The sequence below is a fragment of the Chloracidobacterium sp. N genome (genome assembly GCF_018304765.1).
In the GTDB taxonomy this organism is placed as follows: domain Bacteria; phylum Acidobacteriota; class Blastocatellia; order Chloracidobacteriales; family Chloracidobacteriaceae; genus Chloracidobacterium; species Chloracidobacterium aggregatum.
Genome location: NZ_CP072642.1, coordinates 2,343,417 through 2,367,181, shown reverse-complemented (window position 1 = coordinate 2,367,181; position 23,765 = coordinate 2,343,417). Strand labels below are relative to the sequence as shown.

Genomic DNA, 23,765 nt, shown 5'->3' with positions numbered 1-23,765 from the left:
CGTCTGTGGTCAGGAGTTTATGTCCGCACAACGGATCGTCGAGGTTTGGCCGCTCGGTGTCGTGGATTACGCTGCCGGGCTGGCCATGCAGGAGCAGCTCGTCGCCCGGCGACGGCAGGGAGAAGTTCCCGATACGCTGCTGCTGCTGGAACATCCGCCGGTCATCACGCTGGGGCGCGCGGCTGAGCCGGAGCATATCGTTGCGCCAAAGGCGGTTTTGGAGCGGCGGGGCATTGCCGTCTATGAAACAGGGCGCGGCGGGGATGTCACCTATCACGGGTGGGGACAACTCGTTGGCTATCCCATTCTCGATCTCAACCCGGACCGCCGCGACATCCGCCGCTACATGCGTGATCTGGAAGAAGTCCTCATCCGCACTGTTGCTGAGTACGGGATTGCCGCCGGGCGGGTTGCGGGGTTGACGGGGGTGTGGGTGGCCGGTGAGCGCAAGATGGCAGCTCTGGGAGTACGCATCTCGCGCTGGATCACGTCCCACGGTTTTGCCCTCAACGTGACGACACACCTGGAGGATTTTGATTTCATCGTGCCCTGCGGCATTACCGACAAGGCCGTAACGTCCATTGCCAGGGAAACCGGACAGACTCCAACACTCCATGACGTAGCCGGTCACGTCACACGGCACTTCGGCGGCGTGTTTGAGCGGGCGGTCGTCTGGCGGCAGTTGGAGCAGGCTTCTGTGCAGGTCTGGCTTTTCCGGCGGCAAGGCGCGCAGACGGAATACCTCGTGCTGCGGCGGACAGACGCCCGTGGCGGTTTCTGGCAGCCCGTCACCGGGCAGGTAGAGCCGGGTGAGACGCCAGCGGCAGCCGCCCGGCGCGAGGTGCGGGAGGAAACCGGCCAGACAACCGAGCCGGCCGCGTTGGGGTTGGCCGAAACCTCCCTGATGAACGCCGCCTGGTTTGCGCCCGCCGCCGGGCCGGTCTTCAACCGGGAGCATGCCTTTGCCGCGCAGGTTGAGACCGACGCGGTGCAACTCCAGACGGATGAACATGACGCCTGCGCCTGGCTGCCTTTTGAAGCCGCGTTGACGCGCCTGCACTGGGCTGGCCATCGGCGCGCCCTGCGGCATCTTCACTGCCAAGGCTTCCCATGACTTGCAGATGGCTTTCAAAACAAGTATTTGTCCCAAGTTTTGCCCGACAACCGCTGACGAGGCGTTTTCCGTGGCTGCCGACCCTGGCAGGGCTACCGTGAGACATAACCTCATGTTCCAAGGACAGATACGACTGACGCTGAAGCACCGGCGGCCTGAGTGGCGCTGGAGATTCGGATGCGTCTTTTTCCTGAGCGCCTTTTTGGGGATGGTTGGCGGCTGTGCGACGCCTCCACCGCGCTGGAACGAGCTGATTGAAAAAAATGCCCTCGCCGGTCTTGACCAGCCGGTGTGTGCGGCATCGGGCGCAGCGCCGGCCAGTGATGATCTGATTGTGTATCTGGACGGCAGTGGCAGTATGCGTGGCTATGTGAATCAGCGTGGAGCGAGCGCCTACCGTGAAACCCTGCGCCTGCTGACGGAAATCGGCCCGTTGTTCGAGCCGCCCATGAGGATTCAGTTCCGCAGAGTGGGCGGTGTGGTCGAACCGCCTCGCCCGTGGGCCGCTCTGACGCCAACCCCGGACACGGAAGCGTTTTACAACCTGCCCGATACGGATTTGGCCGCGGCGGTGCGCAGTTTTTCCGTCAATCTGGAAGGCAAACCCAAGGGCCCGCCGCCGCGCATGCACGTGCTCGTCACGGATGGTGTGCAGTCCATTGGCACGACGCTGTCGGTGGCCTTCCGGGATGAATGTCTCAAACTCCTGGCCGGCCGTGACGGAAACCCGCCCTGGCAGGCCACGCTCTTTGGCATTCGGAGCCAATTCGACGGCAGAGTGTTCTCAGAGTTGGACCGCAAACAGGTTATTACGTACCGGACGGAAGAGGACAGGCAGACCTGGCGGCCGTTTTACCTGCTCGTGTTTTCAAGCGATGCCAGCCAGCACGACAACAATGTGGCGCGGTTGCGACGCGAGCTGCGCAAGCTTGAAAGCAAACCGGAAATTCACGAACTGCCCTTGTCTGCCTGTTTTGTTGCCGGGCCGCCGCAGGTCGAGGTGGCCGGCGCGGCGTCCGGCGCGGGGCTGGGGCCGCGCGTGGCCAGGATCAAACACAAACAGTCGGAGACGTTGCCATCGTTCAACGTGCAGATTGGCCGGGAAAACAACCGCCGCCTGTCCATCACCATTGCGCCGCAGTGGTCTGAGGCGGCGACGAACACAGCCGATGCTGCACAGCTTGCGGAGTTGGTGACGTGGGAACTCACGCCGGTGTATCCGGCGCAGGAGGAACCGGGCAAAGCCTATCCCCGGCTGGACGATCTGCAGGTAACGGTCGGGCCCCAAGGGACAGTGATGACCGTTCAGCCGACCTGGGAAAGCAAAACCAAAACACCGGTCTGGCGCATTTTTCGCCTGACCGGACGCCTGGACCCCAGAAAGCGCCTGCCGCCCTGGCTGGAACAGTGGAACACCCGCGATGATCGCGTGGCTGCACAGGCCAATCGCACCTACAATCTGCTGGCAACCTGGCAGGGAACTTGGGAACGGTCGCCAGTGGGCAACCAGATGGTGGCCAACATCTACCTGGCCGTTGGCCCCAAGTGAGGGATGTCCGGCATTTTCGATATTGGGGTGAGTCGTTATGGAGTTCGGTGCAGCATACATTCAACAGCCATGGTTTGGGTTGACTGGCTATCATCTGGCGCTGCCGGAACAACTCATCCAGTATTTCGTCAGCGACACGAGCGACAGCGAGTGGCAGGTGGTTGGTGACAAGTGGTTTCTCTACCTTGTCGCTACCGGGTTGCTGTGCACGTTGGGAATGCTGGGGGTGAAGTTTCTCCGCAAGCAAAGTGCGCCCAACCCACAGGCCCGCAACTGGTCGTTGGGAGAAACCGTTGGCTTTGTCTGCCTGGGGTTCATCCCGCTCATTGTGCTGTGTTTCATTGGCTGGAAGTTCGTCGTGTCCAACGCCAACATCATCGGCGGCTATGGTCTGATGGTCGGGATGGTCTTTGGCATTCTGTTCTATGCGTTCCTGATGCTGCTGGCTCATGCAGTGAGTCCGTGGCGGCGTGATCTCTATCCCCGGCGACGGTGAGAACTGTGCCGGGGACGTTCTGATTTGAGAAGCGGGGGCCTGTGTCATGAAAAACATCATCATCGTGACCGGTGGGAATGGAACGCGCGTCGCTGATGCGCTCGTGCGGCTGCTGGCCATCGGCTTTCCGACGCGGATGCAGGGCAACCTTCCCACAAGCGCCAGTGACGAACTCGAAATCTGGCGCATTGACCCCGACCGCAGCGCCGGTGCGCTCACCGTCCTGAATGAGACGTTGCGCCGCTATCGCCAAATTCAGCACCTGATGCAGGACGGCAACGGCGAGCCGCCGCCGCTGGACGCCCAGCCGCTGGCGGCCAGCCCGTGGGCGATGACGGTCAACACCAAGGTACGGGACTTTGACCCGCTGGCACTGCCCGGCTTCGACAAACCCATTTCGACCCTGCGCGAGTTGCTCGGCCAGTTTCCGGGCAAGAAGGACGGGACGCCTCTGCTCCACGCCTTCTACGAGGACAAGGACCTGGATGTGAAAATCAACCGGGGCTTTTATCAAAAGCCTTTCATCGGTTCGCCCGTCATTGCGGCCTTTGCGGCGTCGCTGATGGACCGCAACTCACCGGCCGGAAGTCAGATTGACTTCAACACGCTCAAGCAAACCCAGGTGCGTTTCTTCATCTGCGGTAGCGTCTATGGCGGCACCGGTGCCTGTGCGCTGCCGGTCATCGGACAGTTTCTGGCCCGCGAGCGCCAGCGCAGCAACCTCAACTGGAGCATCGGCGGCTGTCTGCTGATGCCCTACTTCCTGCCGCCGCCGCCGCCGTTCAGTCCGCTTCCCGAAGACCGGCAGTCCGACGCGCGCTACGTGAATGAAGAAGCCCGGCGGATGGCACAGCAGTTTGCCACGCACGAAGCCTTTGCTGTCCTCAATGAGGAAGAGCGCGTGGCGCTGGCGCGGCAGGTGCTGACCGGTTTTTATGCCGATCCGCAGGACCTGACCCTGCGTTCACGTCACAGTCTGGTTTATTACCGCGACATTCTGGCGCCGACCTTCGACGAACTCTACCTCATTGGAAAAGCCCAGCCGGACGCCCTTCAGCGCTGGAGCAACGGCGGGCAGACCCAACGCAATCCCCTCAACGCCACCGAAGTTGCCGCCGCGATCACCGCCCTCAACTACTTTGCCGGAAATCGCGTGGGGAGCGGGCAGTCCTACAGTCTGGCCTCGGGTGCGAAAGATATGTCGCCCAGTGTGCTGCGGCTGGCCGATCTTCCGGTCTATATGGTCGGGGGACAGCCGGTGGATGCCGAAAAGGTGTTTTTGTCCACGGCCGTACTCGTCCACCTGCTGCAATACCAGATTGAATGGGATGCCGATGCCCGTGGCTGGAGTGACGATCCGGGCGGGCTGCGTCACCTCTACCAACTTGATCCGGCGCGGCAGGAGCGGGACCGGCTGGCCTATCGGCTGGCGCTCGACCTCATCCGCGAAATCATGGGGGATATGGTCTCGCCCGACCGTACCATGGGTTGGAGTCCCGACATTCGCGCCGACCTGGACAAACTCATTGCACCGGGGGTGGAAAGTGCCGTCATCGAGCGCATGAAGCGCCGGACGCGGTTGTTTGGCCTGGCGGCGGACAATGCCCCCCAGGAAGCCCTGCGCTTTGGACGGGTGAAGGTGGAACTGACCTCGTTTGACTTCTACGGTTGGACACCGCCGCCGGAATTCAGACGCGGCGACTATGCCCGGCTCGTCTGGGCGAATGTCTTTGCCCGAACCGGGGCGGCCAGCTAGTTGTGGTACCACCCGGTACGGGCGATGCAGCGCGTCTCCGTGGTGGGCCGTGAGGCAGGCAGAAACAACTTCAACCGGGTGCTGACCGACAGCCGCAGATTCCCAGACAGCTTTCAATTTGAAGCCCTTTCCCACACACCAATGATGTCCACTGACACCAAGCCCTCCCAGCCGGCTCCGCCGTTGCCCCCGGAAGTCACCCCGGAAGCTGTACGGTGGGCGTACCGGTTGATTCTGGGGCGGGAGCCGTTGCCCGAAGACATCCCAGCCCATCTGCATTACCCGGACCTGACGAGTCTGCGGCAGGCATTCTTTGGCTGCCGGGAGTTTCGGGAGCGTGAGCGCATCCTCTGTGGCCCATCCCTGAGTGGTTTCGAGCCTCCCCTGGTGCTCGAAGATGAAGTGAATGCCACAACACTGGAACGACTGCTCGCCCACATTCAGGCAAGCTGGCAGAAGCTCGGCCGGGAAGAGCCGCACTGGTCGGTGCTGACGAGCGAAGAATTCAAACAGACCAACCTCGCTGCCAATCGCGAGTGGTTCTATGCCTCCGGTCATGGCAATGCCGAGCAGTTTCTCCATCTTTTGCGGCGCAACGGTTGTTTTCCCGATGGGGTGGCTGACAAAGCTGTGCTGGAGTACGGCTGTGGCGTCGGGCGGGTGACGCACGCGCTGGCCCAACATTTCGGCCGGGTTTACGCCTACGACATTTCTGCGCCCCATCTGGCGCTGGCCAAGCAGTGGACGGACGGGCTGGGACTGACCAACATCGCCTTTTCTCAGATACAACACCCACAGGATGTGGTCCGCCTTCCCAAAGTACACGTGGTGTACACCGTCATTGTCCTGCAGCACAATCCGCCGCCGGTGATTCGGATGATCCTGGAAGGTTTGCTGTCGGCGCTGCTGCCTGGTGGGGTGGCGCTGTTTCAGGTCACGACCTACCGGGAAGGCTATGCGTTCGTTGCCAAAGACTACCTGCGCACGGCCAAGGCGCGCCTGGGGGAAGTTGAAATGCATGTGTTGCCGCAGCGGCGGGTTTTCGGGATCATTGCTCAGGCGGATTGTCAGGTGCTGGAAGTGCTGGAGGATGCCTGGACGGGCTATCGCTACGGCGAGTTATCGAACACGTTTCTCGTGCAAAAGCGGGATACAGCCGCCTGAACACCGTGTTGTCCGGGTTGGCATAAAGACGGACAGGGCAGGGAGGGACTATGGGACTCCTCATCAACCAGGGCATGCTTGGCGAAGTCGGCGGATTTCGGGCGCAGACCTTTTTCCCGATTGACCCCCATCGGGTCACACCGCCGGCTCCCAATCCCCGCTTTTTTGAGACGCTCCCCACAGTCTGGGCGGCGGCCTATCGTTTTCGTCAGGCTGTCGAACAGGGCGATGAGACTGCACGTTGGGAGTGGCTGACGCTGTTCGTGCTGCACGCCATGGGCGTGGCCTACCTGACCGAACCGCTGACGCCGGCGCTGCTGGCGCGGGAATATCCGCCGGCGCTGCACCCGGCCCTGGAGACGACCTATCCGCAGGGTGGTGGGTTGCGGGAGTTTCAGCTTTTGAGTGTTGGCGCGACGACCCTGGGCGGAGTCTATCCCGATGTCGTGTTTTTTCCGGCGCGTGCCCGTTCGCACTGGTCGCAGGAAAACTATCTGCGCCCATACCTCGACGGTGAACACCTGTCCTGGGCGCGCACACAGACCCTGTTGCTGACCGATAATTTCGAGCGTGAGAAGTGCCACCGGCATTTGCGCTGCCTGGCACGGGACGTGTTGCCGCTCAGCTTCGGCCGGCTTCTCGAACGGCTGTGTGACGAAGCCTTCGGGCCGGCACCCTACGGCCTTGACCAGGCCCCACGGCTGGCTTCCAGCCCGGCCGCCTGGCCGCTTGTACGCGAACAGCCCAAACCGACAGACCTGCTGGACATCTACCCCTTACGCAAGCCGAATGAGCGCGGCGGGCAGACCTACTTCCTGGTGGACAAGTTTCCTCAGCCGCCAGCCTGGATGACAACCGCCCTGGGTCCCGGACAGCCCTCGCCGGTCAGCTACCGCGCCCTGGGACCGAATGCCATCGGGGTCGAAGTGCGCGGTCGGCTCGAAACGCTGGCGCTTGACGCCAGGGATGAGATCGTTGACCTGGCGAGTCTCTTTGTGAGCGATTTCGTCGGACGGGTGGATTATCCGCGTGAAGACCAGCGGCTGGCGCTCATTCATCCGGTGCACAAGCTTCAGGGACTGACCGATGCCTCACGGATTTCTGTGTGTATGGCGCCAGTCACGAGCCGGTTCCTGGCGTATTTCCCGGAGTTGCTGGCGGAAGACGGAACGGGCCTGCAGTCCCGCATCGCCTTTGATGGGCAGCAGGTGGTGTGGACGTTTCAGCTCTGCGGGCGGGAAGTCACCTGGACGGCGCGCTACTTTGAGGCCCGGGATTTGGCCGTGGCTTCTCTGTCCCTCTGGCCGCCCAGGGTGGACCCGCAGTGGTACTTTTACGCGGCCCACGGGCTGGGTCTGCGGGAACGTTCCGGGCGCTGGCGGTTGGTGGATGAAAACGGGCGCTTGGGCGACCTGTATGAGCTTGGTGCGTCGCAGGATGAATACGTCACCCTGCTGCGTCCGCAGGAAACGGCGGATGCCACCGGACAGGTCCGGGCGAATCGTCCGCGCGCCCTGAGCTGGTGGTGGCCGGCCCAGGGACGCGATGTGGAGCGGGGCGTTGTCTGGCTCGCCCGGCTGCCGGACGCCGGGGCAAGGACGCCGACTTCGGCCCACCTCGCCGTGGATTTCGGCACGAGCAACACGTCAGCGGCTTTTGCGGCCGGTGGTGTGACCGACACCCTGCGGTTTTCTCTCGCCCCGCTGCGTCTGTGGAATGGCGACGGAGCCAACCGGCTGGGGTTTGCACCGTTTAACTGGGGCGGAGCCAAAGGCTATTTCTCGACGACCCTGCTGACGCGCCGCTCTGCATCGCTGCGGGAAGTATCGCCGGAGATGCTGACGGTCGAACACCTGTTTGCCGCCGCCATTCCCAACCTCTACTCCGACGGCCTCAACCGCATGCTGCTGGCGGCCGGCAGTGGCGCCAACGCCTGGGACCTGCACGACAACCTCAAGTGGGGACAGTCCCAGACCTCCGCCTACCGCGCGCTGTTTCTGCGTTTGCTGCTGCTGTTTGCCCATGCCGAACTGTTCTTCAACCGGCGGGCGCAGGTGACGGATTACACCTTCACCTTTCCGCTGGCGATGAGCCGGACTGACCGGGATGTGTTCCACAAGCAGAACCGGGAGAACATCCAGGTGATCCAGTGGCTTTGCCACGGAATGCGCAACTTTGAAGCGGCCTCCCACTACCGTGCTGACGTGGACGAAAGTGCCGCGGCAGCGACCGGGGCCAACCTGCCGCCCAGTTCCGACCGGCTCGATCTGTTCATTGACGTGGGCGGCGGCACGACCGATATTGCCGTCCGGCGCGGGACGGAAATCCTCGTGCTGGACAGTCTGCGGCTGGCCGGCCGGCAGTTTTTCCGCACCGCCGAGCAGAACCTTTCACCCCGCGTCAAGCTGCGCAAGGCCAGTGTGTTTCGCCGTCATCTGGGGCTGTTGCTGGCGCCGAATGAGGAAGCTGCGCCCATGGAGATGGATGTGAGCGACCTGCCGGGGCTGCGCGACCACAATCTGAGCCTCCCCACCTTTTACCTGCTGCGCGTCAACGAACTCAAAAGCGAGACCTTCGTGCAGCGGGAACACCTCATTCTGAAGCGCCAGCGCGATACCACCCTGCCTGAGAACCAAAGCTACCGCGACGCCTACCAGCGGTTTTGCGCCCAGCTCTTTTTCCGCCACATCCTGGCGTACGGCATCATTCAGGCGGCGGCCGCCGCCATTGAGCGCCGTCTGGGACGGGACCAGTTGCCACACGGGATTCATCTGGTGCTGGGCGGGAATGCCTGGGGTTTGCTGCTCTTTGCCGATTTTGAGCGTTCCGGGCAGGCGTTGCTGGCGGAAGCCGAAACGCTGCTGGATCGCCTCAAGACGCGGGCCAGTGGCAGCCTGCTGCCGGAAGCCGCGGCCTGCCTGCACGATCTGCACGTCCACGATGTGACCCTGCTCAATGAAGGCGACATCAGTCGCGCGAAGACCAACGTCCCGATTGGGGCGCTCTCGGTGGCGACCAACCAGAACCTCGGCCGGCGAACGGCTCCATTTACCGGGGTGAATCTGCCGCAGGTGGTGCTTGGCGATGGCGCCCAGGAGTATGGTCCCCAGGCTGTGAACTGGTTTGACCGCTGGAGTGAAGCTGACCTCAAACGCCGTTTTGGGATGGAGACGGACGTGGACATCCGCCAGGTCAACATCCGCCTGCCGGGGACCAACGCCCCGCTGGATGTGCTGCTGACCCTGTTTACTTCGCGGGGCAACACCGACCTCATCCCGGAGAAGCGCTGGCCGACCATCAACGGCTACCTGACCGGTGGACGGCACTACCCGGCAATGACGCCAGCCTCTGTCTTTGTGACCGGCGTACTCTACGCCGACCCAGACCTGAAACTGGTCACGAGTCTGCCGGACCAGCCCTATCCGCTGATTGAGGACATGGCCCGCCGGGCCGGTTTTTATGACGACCAGCCGCCGCAGACGGAAAGAACCTGAGCCACGCCGGGGGATGATGACCTATGAGTGACCGGCTGGTAAGACAGCGGCCGGCAGGTTTGCCGGGCACAGGACGATGTGACAGCACCCTGGAAACCTGGCAAAAGCATTGCCACGGCGAGCTGATGCCTGCCCGCCAGTGGCGAACGGTGTGGGACCAGGTTCGGAAACGCTGCCACGTCTTTCCCGCCGTCTACCGGTTGGCGATCCTGGCCGGGCTGTTGGCATCCTTTGCCGGGCAGCCGGGCACGCCGCCGGAAGTCTGGCCGGTGAAAGCCGCCGGGTGGAAGCTCGATGACCCGTCCGTGGCGGCCGCGCCTGATGTGTGGCCGGTGGCACTGCTGACCCTTGTGGTGGCGCTGGTTGGACTCGTGGTTGTGGCCGTTGTGTTCTGGTGGCTTCTGCGTACCCAGCGGCAGCAACTCGAAGGTGAAATCAGCGCGTTGCAGGCACGTCTCCAGCGGCTTGAAAGCCAACCCGCGCCGCCCACGTCAGGCAACGCTTCCAGACCGGAGGCGGCCGGCGGGCCAGCCCCGGAAACGGCGCTGCGCGCGGATTTGACAGCCCTTCAGTCCGACCTGCGTTCGCTGCGCGACGAAGTGGACTACCTGAAAAACAAACTTTCGACGCTGTTGGTCTCGCCGGAGACGCCACCTCATCCGTTGCCGACGTTGTCATCCGGGATGGCTGTGGCGCAAACCCTGCCTGCCGAGCCCCAAGCCAGCGCCGCCGATACGCTGCCCCCGCCCGATCCATTTGAAAACCAGCGGGTTTCGGACATCATTGCGCGCTACCGGGACCGCCTGCGGGCCGGCCACGTGGACGCCCTCACCCGGCATTTTTCCCTCAATCCAAGCGGGCTGTTTCTGGAACTCGAAGAGCGGGGTGAACGGTTCGTCTTTCCGGCGCAGGAAGTCATCTACGGCAGCGACTTTCAGCAGAACTACAGCTTTGTCTATGACTGCGACCGGCCCGGCAGCGGCTATGTCGTGGTGGTGACGCCGGCGCGGCTCGATGCCCGTGGGCAGATTGCCGCGCGGGGACGCCTGCGTATCGAGTAAGGCACACCGCTCCCGTGGCTAATAGAGCAGATAGGCGGTACGGCGGCGGCGGAAGTCTTCCAGGGCCGGTTCGTCTGCTGCGGCAATATCAGCCCAGTCGGCATCGGCTTCAATGGCAGCCCGCAGCCGCGCCTGTCCGGCAATGACATCGAAGGGAAGCCGGTCAAAGACGTATTCGTAGGGCGGCTCACGCCACAGACGTTCCTGTGGATACAGGCGTCGGACAGCCTTGAGAATTTCGACGGCCGTGCGGTACGAGCGAAATGTGTTGCGGTTCTGTACGTGAAGCTGAAGCCCGCCGCACACCTGTCCGGCAAACTTGTTGAACGTTGGTTGAAACCAGAGCGGCCGGAAGTGGACTCCCGGCAACTGGAGCGGTTCGAGCGCGGCTGCCAGTTCATAGGGGTCAATGAACGGTGCGCCGAAGATTTCAAACGGGCGCGTCGTGCCGCGTCCTTCGGAAAGCGTCGTGCCTTCGAGCAGCACCATGCCGGGATAGACGGTGGCGGTATCGAGCGTCGGCATGTTCGGGGAAGGCATCACCCACGGCAGCCAGGTGGTGTCAAACCACTGCGGCCGTGACCAGCCTTCCATGGGAACGACGTGCAACTCGCAGCCAATACCCTCAGTGGCATTGAACATGCGCGCCAGTTCGCCAACCGTCATCGCGTGTCGCATCGGGATGGGGTACATCCCGACGAAGGATGCCCATTCACGTTCGAGAACGGCCCCCTCGATGTCGAGACCGCCAATCGGGTTGGGGCGGTCCAGCACGACAAACGGAATGCCCTGCGCCTGGGCCGCCTGCATCGCCAGCGCCATTGTCCAGATGAAGGTATAGACGCGCGTGCCGACATCCGGCACGTCGAACACGAGAATGTCCACCTCGGCCAGCATCTCCGGGGTTGGCTGGCGCGTCTGCCCGTAGAGGCTGAACACCGGGACGCCCAGCCGTGGATCACGCGGCCAGCCTTCCCATTCGATCATGTTGTCTTGCGTCTCGCCCCGAAACCCATGCTGCGGGCCGAACAGCGCCGTCAGGCGAAAAGCCGGGCAGGCGGCAAACAGGTCAGCCGCGTGGCGGTAGATGACATCCACCGAAGCCGGGCTGCAGATGAGTCCTACGCGGCGGTCGCGGAGCAGGTCGAGGTGGTGGGTGAACAGGCGGTCAAGTCCGGTCTGCATGGGGTGTGTTCAGGGCTGGCTTTCAGAGGTGAGGGCCGTGGAACGACATAAAAAAGCGCGGATGAGGTTTTCATCCATCCGCGCTGCCAGGCACCGCCCGAAAGGACGAGCGCGGCTACCGCGTTCCCAGTTTGGTACGCTGTGGCCGTCCGGTACGGATGACTTCCACCCGGACGGTGCGCCGTCCGAAACGGATGGCATCGCGGGTGGAGGGCATGTAGATGTCAATGTGGCGTCCACGAATGCGGCCGCCGGTATCTTTGACGTGATAGACACCGGAATACTGCCCGGCGTGAACCTTGACGACCGAGCCGAGCGGCAACACGCGGGGGTCAGCCGCGACAATGCCGGGCCGGACGTATTCCCCCGATGCCGTTCGTCCTTTCAGGCTGTAGGCCGTGGCGACGAACGGAATGGCCTGCGGGGAAGGTTCGGCATTGCGCAGGGAAAAAGAACCGAGCAGCGGTGGTGTGGCTGGCAGGTCGAGGGTCAACTCGACGGATGGGGTTGAAGGGGATGGGGTCTGTGGTGCTTCGTCTGGCTGTGGTGTCTGGGTGGATGCCGGGGTCGGGCGTCCCTGCTGGGCGCGGGCGGCCAGATTGCCGACCATGGACAGCAGGACGAGGATGAAGGTGAACAAGGGCTTGAATGAAAAGAGACGTAGCCCCCGACGCACCGTTTCCCCCAATGCACGTAAGCTCATGCGATGTCCTCCCTGGTGAACATACGCCGCCGGAAGGGGCCCTTGGGGTGGCGCGTCCCTGACCAGCGTGCGATCAAACCGGGAACTTTATCACGGGCTGTCAAATTGTCCGGTCGGGGCTGTCAGTTCGATGCCCGTCTGCCGCCGGTCTGTCCCGCGCATGGCACACAAGCTTGCAGCACCAAAGGTGGCAGACATAAGATGCCGGGCACTTTGTGACGAGCCGGCCAGACGGTCGGGTGCGTCGGTTTCTGGAGGAGTTCCCCGCGTGACCAGTCAGCATCGCAGAGTCATCATCATTGGCTCGGGCCCGGCCGGTTTTACAGCCGCCATTTATGCCGCGCGAGCCAACCTGAAGCCATTGCTTTTTGAGGGCGAGGGTCCGGAAAACATCCCCGGCGGGCAACTGATGATTACGACCGATGTGGACAACTATCCCGGTTTTGAGCACGGCATCCTCGGCCCCGAATTGATGGCCAACATGCGCGCCCAGGCGGTGCGCTTCGAGACGGACATCCTGACGCGCAACGTGACAGCGGTGGATTTCACAACGCGCCCCTTTCGGGTCTGGGCGCGGGATGACGAATACACGGCTGATGCCGTCATCATTTCCTCCGGCGCTTCAGCCAAGTGGCTGGGGCTCCCGTCAGAAGAACATCTCAAAGGGTATGGCGTTTCCGCCTGCGCCACCTGCGATGGTTTTTTCTTCAAGGATCGCGAAGTCGCCGTTGTGGGCGGCGGCGATACGGCCGTTGAGGAAGCGACCTTCCTGACGAAATACGCCACGAAGGTGACACTCATTCACCGGCGGCGTGAACTGCGCGCCTCGAAAATCATGCAGGCGCGGGCCTTTGCCAATCCCAAGATCACCTTTCTCTGGGATACCGTTGTGGAAGAGGTCCACGGGCAGCGGGAAACGGGTGTGACCGGTCTCCGGTTGCGGAATCTGACGAACGACGAAGTCTTTGACTACAAATGCGACGGGCTGTTCGTTGCTATCGGCCACCAGCCGAATACGTCCCTGTTCGTCGGGCAGCTCGACCTCAATCCACAGGGCTACATCCTGACGAAGCCCGGCTCGACCCACACCAGCGTGCCGGGCATTTTTGCGGCCGGCGATGTGCAGGACTTTACCTATCGCCAGGCGGTGACGGCCGCCGGCACCGGCTGTATGGCTGCCATTGACGCCGAACGGTGGCTCGAAGAGCAGGCCCACGCGGCCCACTAGGCCTCGGCACGCCCCGCCGGAAACACTGGAAATGGCTTGCCCGGATGCAGGTAACGATGCAGGTGACGATGCAGGTAACGATGCAGGTAACTCGGGGCAAACCGGGGCCGGGCCGGCGTGGGACACAGGTTGGGAAATGAACCATGTACGAAAATCTGCTTGTTGAAAAACACGAGCGCATGGCCGTGCTGACGGTCAATCGGCCGAACAAGCTCAATGCGCTCAACATTGCGACGCGAAACGAAATCCTGGCGGCGCTCGATGCCCTCCAGTCGGATGCGGAGGTGCGGGTGCTGGTCATCACCGGCGCGGGAGACAAAGCCTTCATTGCCGGGGCGGACATCGGGGAGTTTGCCGGGCAGACGGCGCTCAGCCAGCGGGAAGTCATGACCCAGCGCCGGGCGTTTGATGCCATGGAAGCCTTTCCCAAGCCGGTCATCGCCATGATCAACGGCTTCTGCCTAGGCGGGGGGCTGGAACTGGCTCTGTCGTGCGACATCCGGGTGGCCAGCGAACAGGCGAAGCTGGGACAGCCCGAAATCAATCTGGGAGTCATTCCCGGCGGCGGCGGAACGCAGCGCCTGACCCGTCTCGTCGGGGAAGGCAAGGCCATGGAAATGATCCTCACCGGGGAGATGATCACGGCCGCGGAAGCCCATGCCGTGGGACTGGTCAACCACGTTTTTGCCCACGCGGAGCTGCGTGAGAAAACCATGGCGCTGGCCGCCAAAATTGCCGAGAAAAGCCCGGTGGCGCTCCGCATGGCCAAAGAGGCGGTCAAAACCGCGGCCCGCTCCGGCCTGGACGAAGGGCTGCGCCGGGAAGTGGATTTGTTTGCCCTGTGTTTCGCCAGCGAGGACAAGGAGGAAGGCGTACGTGCTTTCCTTGAAAAACGGAAACCCAACTTCGTCGGGCGCTGATGTACGTGTGGTGCGCCGTCAACCTGAAAAACCCTTTCGAGGCTGCGCATGCCCTACCTGGTTCTGCTGCGCCACGGGGAGTCCCAGTGGAATCTTGAAAACCGCTTCACCGGCTGGGTGGACGTGCCGCTTTCTCCCAGGGGGGAGGAGGAAGCCCGTGCTGCCGGTGCGAAGCTGGCCGGCCTGACCTTCGACCATCTGTTTACTTCCGTGTTGCAGCGGGCCATTCAGACGGCTGACTTGGTCTGCGCCACTGCCGGTTTTACCAACCTGCCCACCACACGCGATCAGGCGCTCAATGAGCGTCACTACGGGGACTTGCAGGGACTGAACAAGGCGGAAACCGCCCAGCAGTACGGTGAAGAGCAGGTCAAAATCTGGCGGCGAAGCTATGACGTGCGCCCGCCGAACGGCGAGAGCCTGGCCGACACGGCGGCGCGCGTGTTGCCCTACTACGAAGCGCATATCCTGCCTTTGCTGCGGGCCGGAAAGAACGTGCTGGTCGTGGCGCACGGCAACAGCCTGCGGGCACTGGTGATGCACCTGGATCGCCTGTCGCCGGCGGAAGTGCTCGAACTCAACATTCCCACCGGTGCGCCGCTTTACTATGAACTGGATGCCGAGGGCAACGTCCTCGCCAAACGCTATCTGTAGCCAGACCTGCCGGCTGAGTATCGCCCATGGGTGATCCGCCAAAGCCGCCGCGCTTCCTGACCTTTCCGTTTCCCGTCGTGGGCTTTCGGACTACGCGGGAGCGCCCCCAGCCGCCCTTCGATCCCTTGCCGGCGGATGCCGCTCCGCCGAACAGGGTACTCGATCTGCCCTTTCCTGAACCGGACGAAGTGGCGCCTTTGCCGTCGTCAACCGGCCCGGTGACGCCTGATCCGGCCCCACCGCCCGAAAAGCATTTCAACTACTACAGCTACTTCAGCGAAATCGAAGCTGCTTTCACGGCGCATCGCGGCAAGCCCTACCACATGTCGCCGCTTGACTGGGCGCTGGTTGAAAGCTGGCAGAAAGCCGGCATTCCGCTGCCGGTGGTGCTGCGCGCCATTGCCCAGGCGTGCGAAGCGCATGCGAGAAAAATGTCCCGCCAGCCAAAGGGGCGTCCGCGCCCCGTGCGTTCCCTGGGCTACTGCCAGTCGTTTGTCGAAGATGCTTTCACCGCTTATCGGGCCTCCCAGGTTGGGGCGGCTTCGCCGCCGGCCGCCGCCACTGCTCCTGAAACCGGCGGCATGTCACGCGCCAAAGTCGCGGCCTTTCTGGAAACGGCGGCCGCGGCGCTCGCTGCTGCACACCAGCAGCTTTCCACCCGGATTCGTCCCGATGCGCCGCACGCACACCTTGGGGCATTGCTGCCGACGGTGGTGGCGCAGCTTCGGACGCTCAGCAGACAGGTGCAGGGGGAAACGCTGCTTCATCTCGAAGCCGTTGAAATGACCTTGTCCGAGCTGGAAGACCGCCTGCTTGCCGCACTTCAGGCGGATGTGCCCCCGGAGGTGCAGGCGGAAGCCGCCCAGGCAGCCACGGCGGCGCTCAAGGTGCACCGCAAGGGCATGGCGGCGGCCGTCTATGCCCAGACCCATGCCAACTACGTGGCGCGGCAACTGCGGGAACGTTACGGTGTACCGCGCCTGAGCCTGTTTTACCTTGAAGACGACTGAACCCCGCCGCGCTGGTCTGCCAGCCGGAGGATGCGTTGCGTGGGTTTCTCCGGTAAAGTGAGGAAACGCGCCGCCGCCGCGGCCGGGAGCGTCAACGGACACGATGTTTGGAATCGGCACGCCAGAACTCATTTTCATCTTTCTCGTTGGGTTTTTCATTTTTGGCCCCCGCCAGCTTCCAGAGATTGGTCGTCGGCTGGGAGAAATCATGGCGCAGTTGCGCCGGGCTGCCGACGATTTCAAACAGACCTGGGAAGCGGAAGTCGAAAGCGAGCGGTCGCGTCTGGCCAAGGATTTGGCATCGGACGTGAAGCTGCCGGACCTTTCGGCTGACCTTGCCGCTCCGTCTGCGGCCGAGGCTGAGGTCGTGCCGGAAGTCATGCCGGCCGAAGGGGCCCTGTCCCGCGCATCCATCCGCCCGGCGGCCACATCGTCAGCCCTGCCGCCCGCTGCGGCACTCACCGAGGCATCGCCGGCGGTGGAGGTGGCGGAAACGCCGCCAGCATCCCCGGCCCCGGTTTCGGCTCCGGATTCCCGGCCCGTGGAGACTCCGGCCGACGCGGCGTTTCCCGGTCCGGTGTTCGTTCCCCGTCCGGGGGGAGTGGAAGCCATCGAGGCCATTGGCTATGAAGGCTAGGGCTGGCGGTCGGCGTGCAGGCGCTTGCCGCCGTATTCAGGGTGTGTGCCATGGCGGATGAACCAAAAATCAGACCCGACGAGCCTTTTGCCGGGCCGCCTGAAGAAGAGGAAGCTGCCGCCACGATGGGTTTTCTCGACCATCTGGACGAACTCCGGCGGCGGGTGTTCTATGTCGTGGCGTTCATTGCCATTGCCTTCATCGTGTGCTGGGGCTTTGCCGATGTCATCTATGGCTTTCTGGCCAAGCCCGTGGCGGAAGCCCTGCGGGCCTCGCGGCTGGCGCAGGTCAGAACCAGTGCCCCACTGCCAAGCCTGTCTGACTTACCTGATGGCGCCCAGGTGACGTATGTCTTTGGGGCCGGCGTCGCCATTGATGGGCTGACCGTGCCGCCGGGAACGGCCGTGCCAGCGCGAATTGCGCGGGATGCCCAGGGGAAACGCCGCCTGGAAACCGCCCAGACGCTCGTCATCCAGCAGCGGGTCGTGCCGGAGGGCTTTGCCCTGCCTTCGGCGGAACTGCTGGCGGCTGCGCCTGATCCGCTGGGGCAGTTGGTGGTGCATACCGTGCAGGGGGCGTTCAACCTGTATATCAAGGTAGCCTTTTACGCGGCCATTTTCTTTTCCATCCCGTTTGCGCTCTACCAGCTCTATGCCTTCGTTGCGCCCGGACTCTACCGGCACGAGCGCGCCTATGTGTATCCGGTGCTGGTGTTGGGGACCGGCTTTTTCCTGCTCGGCGCGGCCTTTGGGTACTACATTGCCTTTCCCCAGGCGTGTCTGTTTCTGCTGGGCACGGCCAAGGACTTCCAGCCGATGATTGAAGTCAATGAATACTTCGACCTCATCATCACCATCGTGCTTGGCCTGGGCATTGTCTTTGAGTTACCAACAGTCGTCTTTGTGCTGGCGCGTCTTGGGTTGGTGACGGCCGGGTTTCTGCTCCGCATCTGGCGGCTGGCGGTGATGATCATCCTGGTTCTGGCGGCTATCATCTCGCCAACCTCGGATATTCCCAACATGATGATCTTTGCCGTTCCGATGCTGGCGCTGTACTTCCTGAGTGTGGGGATTGCCTATGTGTTCGGACGGCCGCGTGAAGCGGATGCAAGCGCTCCGGCCGCAGAGACCGGCGAAGAACTTCGTTCCGTAGGATAGTCCAAAGCTTATGCAGGTTTTTCGTCTCGATGAGGCGGCGGGGCAGGCCCGCCTCGCCACCATTCTCAAGCGCCACACGCTGGTGGCCGACCCGGATGTGGTCCGTACCGTATCTGACATCCTCCAGTTGGTACGGGAGACGGGCGATGACGGGTTGTTCGCGCTGACGGAGAAGTTCGACGGCGTGTCCCTGTCGGTGCAGAACGTGCGGGTCGAACCGGCCCTGCTCGAAAAGCTGGCCGGGCAGGTGTCAGCGGAAGTACGGACGGCGCTGCGGGTGGCCGCCGGCAACATTCGCCACTTCCACGAACTCCAGCGCGAATACACGCGGATGATGGAGCAGGCGGATGGCGTCCAGCTCATTCACCGCATCCAGCCGCTGGACGCGGTGGGGCTCTACGTGCCCGGTGGGCAGGCGGCCTATCCTTCGACGGTTCTGATGACGGCCGTCCCGGCGCAGGTCGCGGGCGTCCCCCGGTTGGTGGCCGTCACCCCGGCCAAGTCCTTTCTGACCCAGCCGGTGCTGGCCGCGGCGCTCATCGAAGCCGGCATCAGCGAGGTCTATACCGTTGGCGGTGCGCAGGCGATTGCGGCTCTGGCATACGGCACGGAAAGCATTCCGCGGGTGTCCAAGATTGTCGGGCCGGGCAACCGGTATGTAGCCGAGGCCAAACGGCAGGTGTACGGCATCGTGGATGTGGATGCCATTGCCGGACCGAGCGAGGTGGTGATCATTGCCGACGATACGGCTGACCCGGTGCTCGTGGCGGCCGATATGCTGGCGCAGGCCGAGCATGACGAACTGGCGGCAGCCGTTTGTGTCACCACAAGCGAAACGCTGGCCATGGCCGTAGCTGAGCAGCTTGCCTATCAGGCAGCAACCCTTTCGCGGCGGGAAGTTGTTGAGGCGGCGCTGGAGCGGTTCGGGGCGATTTTCCTGGTGGCGTCCCTGTCTGAGGCCGTCCGGCTCGTCAACCGGATGGCGCCGGAACACGTCGGGGTCATGACCGCTGAGCCAGAGCGTTTGGCTGAGGACATCACCTTTGCCGGCGCGGTTTTCATCGGCGCTGCCTCGGCGGAGGCCGTGGGGGACTACTTTGCCGGGCCGAGCCATGTGCTGCCGACGGGCGGCACGGCGCGCTTTTTCTCCCCGCTGGGCGTGTATGACTTTGTGCGGCGGACAAACCTCATCCGCTACACGATGGGGCGGTTGGTCAAAACGGCCGACATGATAACGTGCCTGGCTGAGGCCGAAGGTCTGGACGGGCATGCGCGCTCGATTCGCCTGCGGATGGAGCGCCACAGCGGCCCCCTGGCCCCGACGACCAATCCACTGACCGAAAGCAAACAGAACCTTCTGGCCGTGGAGTCACCGCCGGAGACTGCCTCGAACGACGAGCCATGACACGGTGGTGGGCCGGACTGGCAACGCTTGTCCTGCGGATTCTGGGGTGGACGATACGCCTGGATACGTCCAACCTGCGCGACCTGCCCGACCCGCTGCACGGCCATCTGCCTCCGACGACACCCATCATCTACACCTTCTGGCACAACCAGATTCTGGCCGCGACGCTGTTTTTTCAGCGACGTGGCATTGTGGTGATGACCTCACAGAGCCGGGATGGGGACATCATTGCCGAGGTCATCCGGCGTTTCGGCTTTGGGGCGGCGCGGGGATCGGCGACGCGGGGCAGCGTGACGGCGCTCAAAGCCATGGTCAAAGCCATTCGGCAGGGAGCCGATGCGGCCTTCACCATTGACGGTCCCAAAGGGCCGCGCTACCGCGCCAAAGACGGGGCGGCGATGCTGGCCAGCTTGAGCGGCGCGCCCATCCAGCCGGTCTGTATCGTGACAGAACACCACTGGACGCTGAACACCTGGGATGCCTTCCGGGTTCCCAAGCCCTTCACGGTCGGGCATGTGTTTTACGGGCAACCGATTTGGGTGCGGCGGGGCGCGACGGCGGAAGACATTGCCGCCGCAACGGCCCGGTTGCAGGCGGAGCTGGACACCCTGCTGCACCGGTGGGAAACAGAACATCCCTCACAACGCAGGTCCTCACAACGCAGGGCAGGCGCGCTGCCCTCTGACCGGCACGTGCTAGACTCATCCCCAACCGCTGCGGCGGAAACAGCCTCAAACGTGGAGACGGATTGACGTGGAAGCCATCCTCGCGCTCGAAGACGGGCGCCTGTTCTACGGGAAAAGCATCGGCGCCGCCGGTGAGACAACGGGTGAAGTCGTGTTCAACACGGCGATGACGGGCTACCAGGAAGTGCTCACCGACCCTTCCTACGCCGGACAGTTGGTGACGATGACCTGTCCGCACATTGGCAACTACGGTGTCAACCCCGAAGATGTGGAGTCACGGCAACCCTTCGTGGCCGGTTTCATCGTGCGGGAACTGTCGTCGGTGGTCAGTAACTGGCGGGCGACGGAGTCGCTGGGCGATTACCTGAAGCGGCATGGGATTGTCGGCATCGAGGGCATTGACACGCGGGCGCTGGTGCAGCACATCCGCGAGCGGGGGGCGATGCGCGGCGTCATCTCCACGGTTGAGCGCGAGGCCTCCCGCCTGGTGGCCAAAGCGGCCGGTGCGCCGGGTATGGTTGGGGCAGCTCTGGCAAAAACCGTGACCTGCACCGCACCCTACACGTGGCCGCTGGCTGCCGCTGAAGACTCCACGGAGTACCAACGACGACGGTGGCATGTCGTCGCGTATGATTTCGGCGTCAAGTTCAACATCCTGCGCCATCTTGCGGCGCTGGGCTGCCGCATCACGGTTGTGCCGGCAACCACCACGTCCGAAGAGGTGTTGCGCCTGCAGCCGGATGGCGTATTTCTCTCGAACGGGCCTGGTGACCCGGAGCCACTCGCCGATATTGCCCGCGAGGTACGCCTGTTGGCGGAACGCCTGCCCACCTTCGGCATTTGCCTCGGACACCAGGTGCTGGCGCTGGCGTTTGGCGGCAGAACCTTCAAACTCAAGTATGGGCATCGTGGGGCCAACCATCCGGTCAAGAACCTGACGACCGGCAAAGTTGAAATCACCTCGCAGAATCACGGCTTTGCGGTTGACCCGGAAAGTCTGCCGGAGGAACTGGAAGTGACCCATATCAATCTCAACGACGGTACGCTCGAAGGTTTCCGCCATCGCCACCTGCCGGTGTTCTGTGTGCAGTACCACCCGGAGGCTGCGCCGGGACCGCACGATGCGGCGTACCTGTTCGAGGCGTTTACGGCGCTGTTGCCCAGTCGTCCGGCCGAGGTGGCCGCATGAGGCCGGGCGGGAAGGTCTGCCGGCTGTGGCTGGTCGGCGCTGGTCTGGTCTGGCTTCTTTGGCCCGAAACAGGCGCACTGGCGCAACAAGTGCCGCCGTCGCCAACCGTGCCGCCGGCCACTGCCACGCTCAAGGCTGAAGGAAAAACTGACGACGGGCGTCTCTTTCAGGAATATGTCCGCGAGCAGAAGATGCGCTTCGAGTATGGCCGGGCGCTCAAAATCACCCTGCCGCCGCAGGGCAGTCTGACGATTACCGGCAGCAAGCGGGCGGAACTCGTGGTTCAGGCGACGATTCGCGTGGAAGGCGCATCATCCGCCGAGTTGGCCGCTCTGGCCGAACGGATTGGCTTTCAGATTGACACCCGCGATGTCCGTTTGCACCTCATGTCCCTGGGTCCGGCTGTCAAAAACCTGTCCCGCAAGGAGCGCCGCGCGGTCTCCGAAGGGCTGGCCAGTCCGCTGCTGCGCCTGCCCTACCGCATGGATTACAAGGTCGTCGTCCCGGAATACACGGACCTGGAAATCGCCGTTTTTGACGGCGATCTGTCGTTGGCTGACATCTACGGCGGCATTGTGTTTACCGTGCAGCGCGGACGGGTTGTGCTGAGCGGCGTAGCCGGAACGGTCGTCGGAAGGCTGGCGACGGGCACGGTGCGAGTCGAACTCAATGGACGAAGCTGGCGCGGTTCTGGGTTGGATTTGCAGGTAGGGGTGGGGGACATTGTGTTGAGCGTGCCACGTGGTTTTGCGGCTGATGTTGCTCTGGCAGCCAGTACACCGCTGGACATTCGCTATCCCATCAACCGTGATGCGGAGATTCCACCGGACAGCCCCTTTGGGCTGCGCACCCGTGGGCGGTTTGGGGTCGGAGGCGCCGAACTGCAACTGATGACAGCGCGCGGCACGCTCCGGGTTGAACCCTATCCCCCGGAGAACCCATAGCAACCGACCGGTGTCTGCACCGGACAGTGCATCAGGTTGGCGATTGCCTGCGGCCGGGTTGGCGGGTTATCCTGCGGTCACACGCTGCCATTTCAAGCTGCTTTCCCAAGCTTCAGAAGGGGTCAGGGCCTAACCCATGACGAGTCACGAGCGAACTGTTGTCTGTTTGGCGAGTTATTTCAAAGGCGTCGAATTCCTGCGCGAAGTCAAGCGCCAGGGATGCCGGGTCGTCCTGGTGACGAAAGAGAAGTTTCGCCACGAGGACTGGCCGTTTGAAAGTCTCGACGAGTTGATCCCTCTGCCGAATGATGCCACGCCGGAGTTGTTCATCTACACCGTGGCGCAGTTGGCACGTCCCCGCAAGCTGCACACGGTCGTGGCGCTGGAGGAACTCGACGTGTTGACGGCAGCGCTCATCCGGGAACACCTGCGCCTGCCGGGCATGGGCAGCACGACGGCGCGGCACTTCCGCGACAAACTTGCCATGCGCATCGAAGCACAGCAGGCTGGCGTGCGGGTGCCGGACTTCGTTCACGTGCTCAACTACCAGGACCTGGAAGACTACATGAAGCGCGTCCCGCCGCCCTGGGTGATGAAACCGCGCTCGGATGTCTCGGCCATTGGCATCAAGAAGCTCTACGACAGCGAGCAGGTCTGGCGCACGATTGACTATCTGGATGCCCGCGACCGTCTCAGCGAGCGGTCGAGCAACTATGTCCTGGAGCGATTTGTTGCCGGGGATGTGTACCACGTGGATTCACTGGTCGAAAACGGAGAGGTCGTCTTTGCCGGGGTGAACCGGTATGGGCGGCCACCGATGAGCGTGGCGCACGATGGTGGGGTTTTCACCACCCAAACCCTGCCCTACGACAGCCCGGAGCGGGCTGCCCTGCTGGACATCAACCGCAAGCTCATTACCGGCTTGCGGATGCGGCGTGGTGCGACGCATGCCGAGTTCATCAAGAGTGCCGAAGACGGCGAGTTTTATTTTCTGGAAATTGCCAGTCGGGTGGGCGGCGCCTACATTGCCGAGGCGCTTGAGGCCGCCAGCGGAGTCAACATCTGGGCGGAGTGGGCGAAAATTGAGCTGGGGCGTGGGGAGGTTCCCTATGTCCTGCCGCCGACGCGCCAGGAATACGGTGGTGTCGCCCTTTCCCTGGCACGTCAGGAGTACCCGGACACGTCCTCGTTTACCGACCCGGAAATTGTGTACCGGGTCAAGAAACGGTATCACGTTGGACTGGTTGTGCGCTCTGACCGCCACGAGCGGGTGACGGAACTGCTGCGTGACTACACGGCGCGTTTTGAGCGGGATTACTGCGCCGTCGTGCCGCCCCTGGAGCGGCCGGAGTAATGGCCAGCCAGGAGGGAATCGGGAGGCAGACTGTCCTGAAACCCGCATGCGCCCGAAAA

The 23,765-nt window shown here is 63.2% G+C and carries 20 protein-coding genes; 18 read left to right on the top strand and 2 right to left on the bottom strand.

The window, feature by feature from the left end; genetic code table 11:
• Positions 1–19 precede the first annotated feature (19 nt).
• The 7 genes from lipB (at position 20) to J8C05_RS09895 (ending at position 10,634) form a co-directional block, all read left to right on the top strand.
• Positions 20–1,114 carry a lipoyl(octanoyl) transferase LipB gene (lipB, locus tag J8C05_RS09925; RefSeq protein WP_211422038.1) on the top strand — a complete coding sequence of 365 codons (1,095 nt, stop codon included), beginning with the start codon at positions 20–22 and terminating at the stop codon, positions 1,112–1,114.
• A gap of 112 nt (positions 1,115–1,226) precedes the next feature.
• Positions 1,227–2,663, top strand: a complete 1,437-nt coding sequence (locus J8C05_RS09920) for a hypothetical protein (RefSeq protein WP_211422037.1) — start codon at positions 1,227–1,229, stop codon at positions 2,661–2,663.
• A 37-nt stretch (positions 2,664–2,700) separates the two neighbouring features.
• Positions 2,701–3,159, top strand: coding sequence for a hypothetical protein (locus J8C05_RS09915; protein WP_014100509.1), 459 nt, complete (start codon positions 2,701–2,703; stop codon positions 3,157–3,159).
• Positions 3,160–3,205: 46 nt separating this feature from the next.
• The gene (locus J8C05_RS09910; protein ID WP_211422036.1) at positions 3,206–4,915 is read left to right on the top strand and encodes a hypothetical protein; all 1,710 of its coding nucleotides are present in this window, start codon (positions 3,206–3,208) and stop codon (positions 4,913–4,915) included.
• A 141-nt stretch (positions 4,916–5,056) separates the two neighbouring features.
• Positions 5,057–6,079 carry a class I SAM-dependent methyltransferase gene (locus J8C05_RS09905; protein WP_211422035.1) on the top strand — a complete coding sequence of 341 codons (1,023 nt, stop codon included), beginning with the start codon at positions 5,057–5,059 and terminating at the stop codon, positions 6,077–6,079.
• A 50-nt stretch (positions 6,080–6,129) separates the two neighbouring features.
• A complete protein-coding gene (locus J8C05_RS09900; protein WP_211422034.1) occupies positions 6,130–9,573 on the top strand; it encodes a rod shape-determining protein in 3,444 nt (1,147 codons plus the stop codon).
• A gap of 23 nt (positions 9,574–9,596) precedes the next feature.
• Positions 9,597–10,634 (top strand): hypothetical protein, encoded by a 1,038-nt coding sequence (locus J8C05_RS09895; RefSeq protein WP_211422033.1) that lies wholly within the window; start codon positions 9,597–9,599, stop codon positions 10,632–10,634.
• Between the two features lie 18 nt (positions 10,635–10,652).
• Here J8C05_RS09895 and J8C05_RS09890 read toward each other — a convergent pair whose 3' ends face one another.
• A complete protein-coding gene (locus J8C05_RS09890; protein ID WP_211422032.1) occupies positions 10,653–11,819 on the bottom strand; it encodes an exo-beta-N-acetylmuramidase NamZ family protein in 1,167 nt (388 codons plus the stop codon).
• Positions 11,820–11,934: 115 nt separating this feature from the next.
• Positions 11,935–12,522: a 3D domain-containing protein gene (locus tag J8C05_RS09885; RefSeq protein WP_211422031.1), complete on the bottom strand. Its 588-nt coding sequence runs from the start codon at positions 12,520–12,522 to the stop codon at positions 11,935–11,937.
• Between the two features lie 268 nt (positions 12,523–12,790).
• Between J8C05_RS09885 and trxB the strand changes: the two genes are divergently transcribed.
• The 11 genes from trxB to J8C05_RS09830 all read left to right on the top strand — a co-directional run bounded on the left by trxB (position 12,791) and on the right by J8C05_RS09830 (position 23,706).
• A complete protein-coding gene (trxB, locus tag J8C05_RS09880) occupies positions 12,791–13,750 on the top strand; it encodes a thioredoxin-disulfide reductase (protein WP_211422030.1) in 960 nt (319 codons plus the stop codon).
• A gap of 143 nt (positions 13,751–13,893) precedes the next feature.
• A complete protein-coding gene (locus tag J8C05_RS09875) occupies positions 13,894–14,670 on the top strand; it encodes an enoyl-CoA hydratase/isomerase family protein (protein ID WP_211422029.1) in 777 nt (258 codons plus the stop codon).
• Positions 14,671–14,718: 48 nt separating this feature from the next.
• Complete coding sequence (locus J8C05_RS09870) at positions 14,719–15,324, top strand: 2,3-bisphosphoglycerate-dependent phosphoglycerate mutase (RefSeq protein WP_211422028.1); 606 nt, start codon at positions 14,719–14,721, stop codon at positions 15,322–15,324.
• A 26-nt stretch (positions 15,325–15,350) separates the two neighbouring features.
• On the top strand, positions 15,351–16,334 hold the full coding sequence (locus J8C05_RS09865) for a hypothetical protein (RefSeq protein WP_211422027.1): 984 nt from the start codon (positions 15,351–15,353) through the stop codon (positions 16,332–16,334).
• A 103-nt stretch (positions 16,335–16,437) separates the two neighbouring features.
• Positions 16,438–16,971, top strand: a complete 534-nt coding sequence (locus J8C05_RS09860; RefSeq protein WP_211422026.1) for a twin-arginine translocase TatA/TatE family subunit — start codon at positions 16,438–16,440, stop codon at positions 16,969–16,971.
• Positions 16,972–17,021: 50 nt separating this feature from the next.
• A complete protein-coding gene (tatC, locus tag J8C05_RS09855) occupies positions 17,022–18,128 on the top strand; it encodes a twin-arginine translocase subunit TatC (protein ID WP_211422025.1) in 1,107 nt (368 codons plus the stop codon).
• Between the two features lie 10 nt (positions 18,129–18,138).
• Complete coding sequence (gene hisD, locus J8C05_RS09850; RefSeq protein ID WP_211422024.1) at positions 18,139–19,533, top strand: histidinol dehydrogenase; 1,395 nt, start codon at positions 18,139–18,141, stop codon at positions 19,531–19,533.
• Entirely contained in the window at positions 19,530–20,285 is a 756-nt protein-coding gene (locus J8C05_RS09845; protein WP_211422023.1) for a lysophospholipid acyltransferase family protein, read from the top strand. The genes hisD and J8C05_RS09845 overlap by 4 nt, the downstream gene beginning before the upstream one ends.
• Before the next feature lies 1 nt (position 20,286).
• Positions 20,287–21,408, top strand: a complete 1,122-nt coding sequence (gene carA / locus J8C05_RS09840) for a glutamine-hydrolyzing carbamoyl-phosphate synthase small subunit (RefSeq protein ID WP_211422022.1) — start codon at positions 20,287–20,289, stop codon at positions 21,406–21,408.
• The gene (locus J8C05_RS09835) at positions 21,405–22,352 is read left to right on the top strand and encodes a DUF4097 family beta strand repeat-containing protein (RefSeq protein WP_211422021.1); all 948 of its coding nucleotides are present in this window, start codon (positions 21,405–21,407) and stop codon (positions 22,350–22,352) included. The genes carA and J8C05_RS09835 overlap by 4 nt, the downstream gene beginning before the upstream one ends.
• 166 nt (positions 22,353–22,518) lie before the next feature.
• Entirely contained in the window at positions 22,519–23,706 is a 1,188-nt protein-coding gene (locus J8C05_RS09830) for an ATP-grasp domain-containing protein (RefSeq protein WP_246840694.1), read from the top strand.
• The last annotated feature ends 59 nt before the right edge of the window (positions 23,707–23,765 follow it).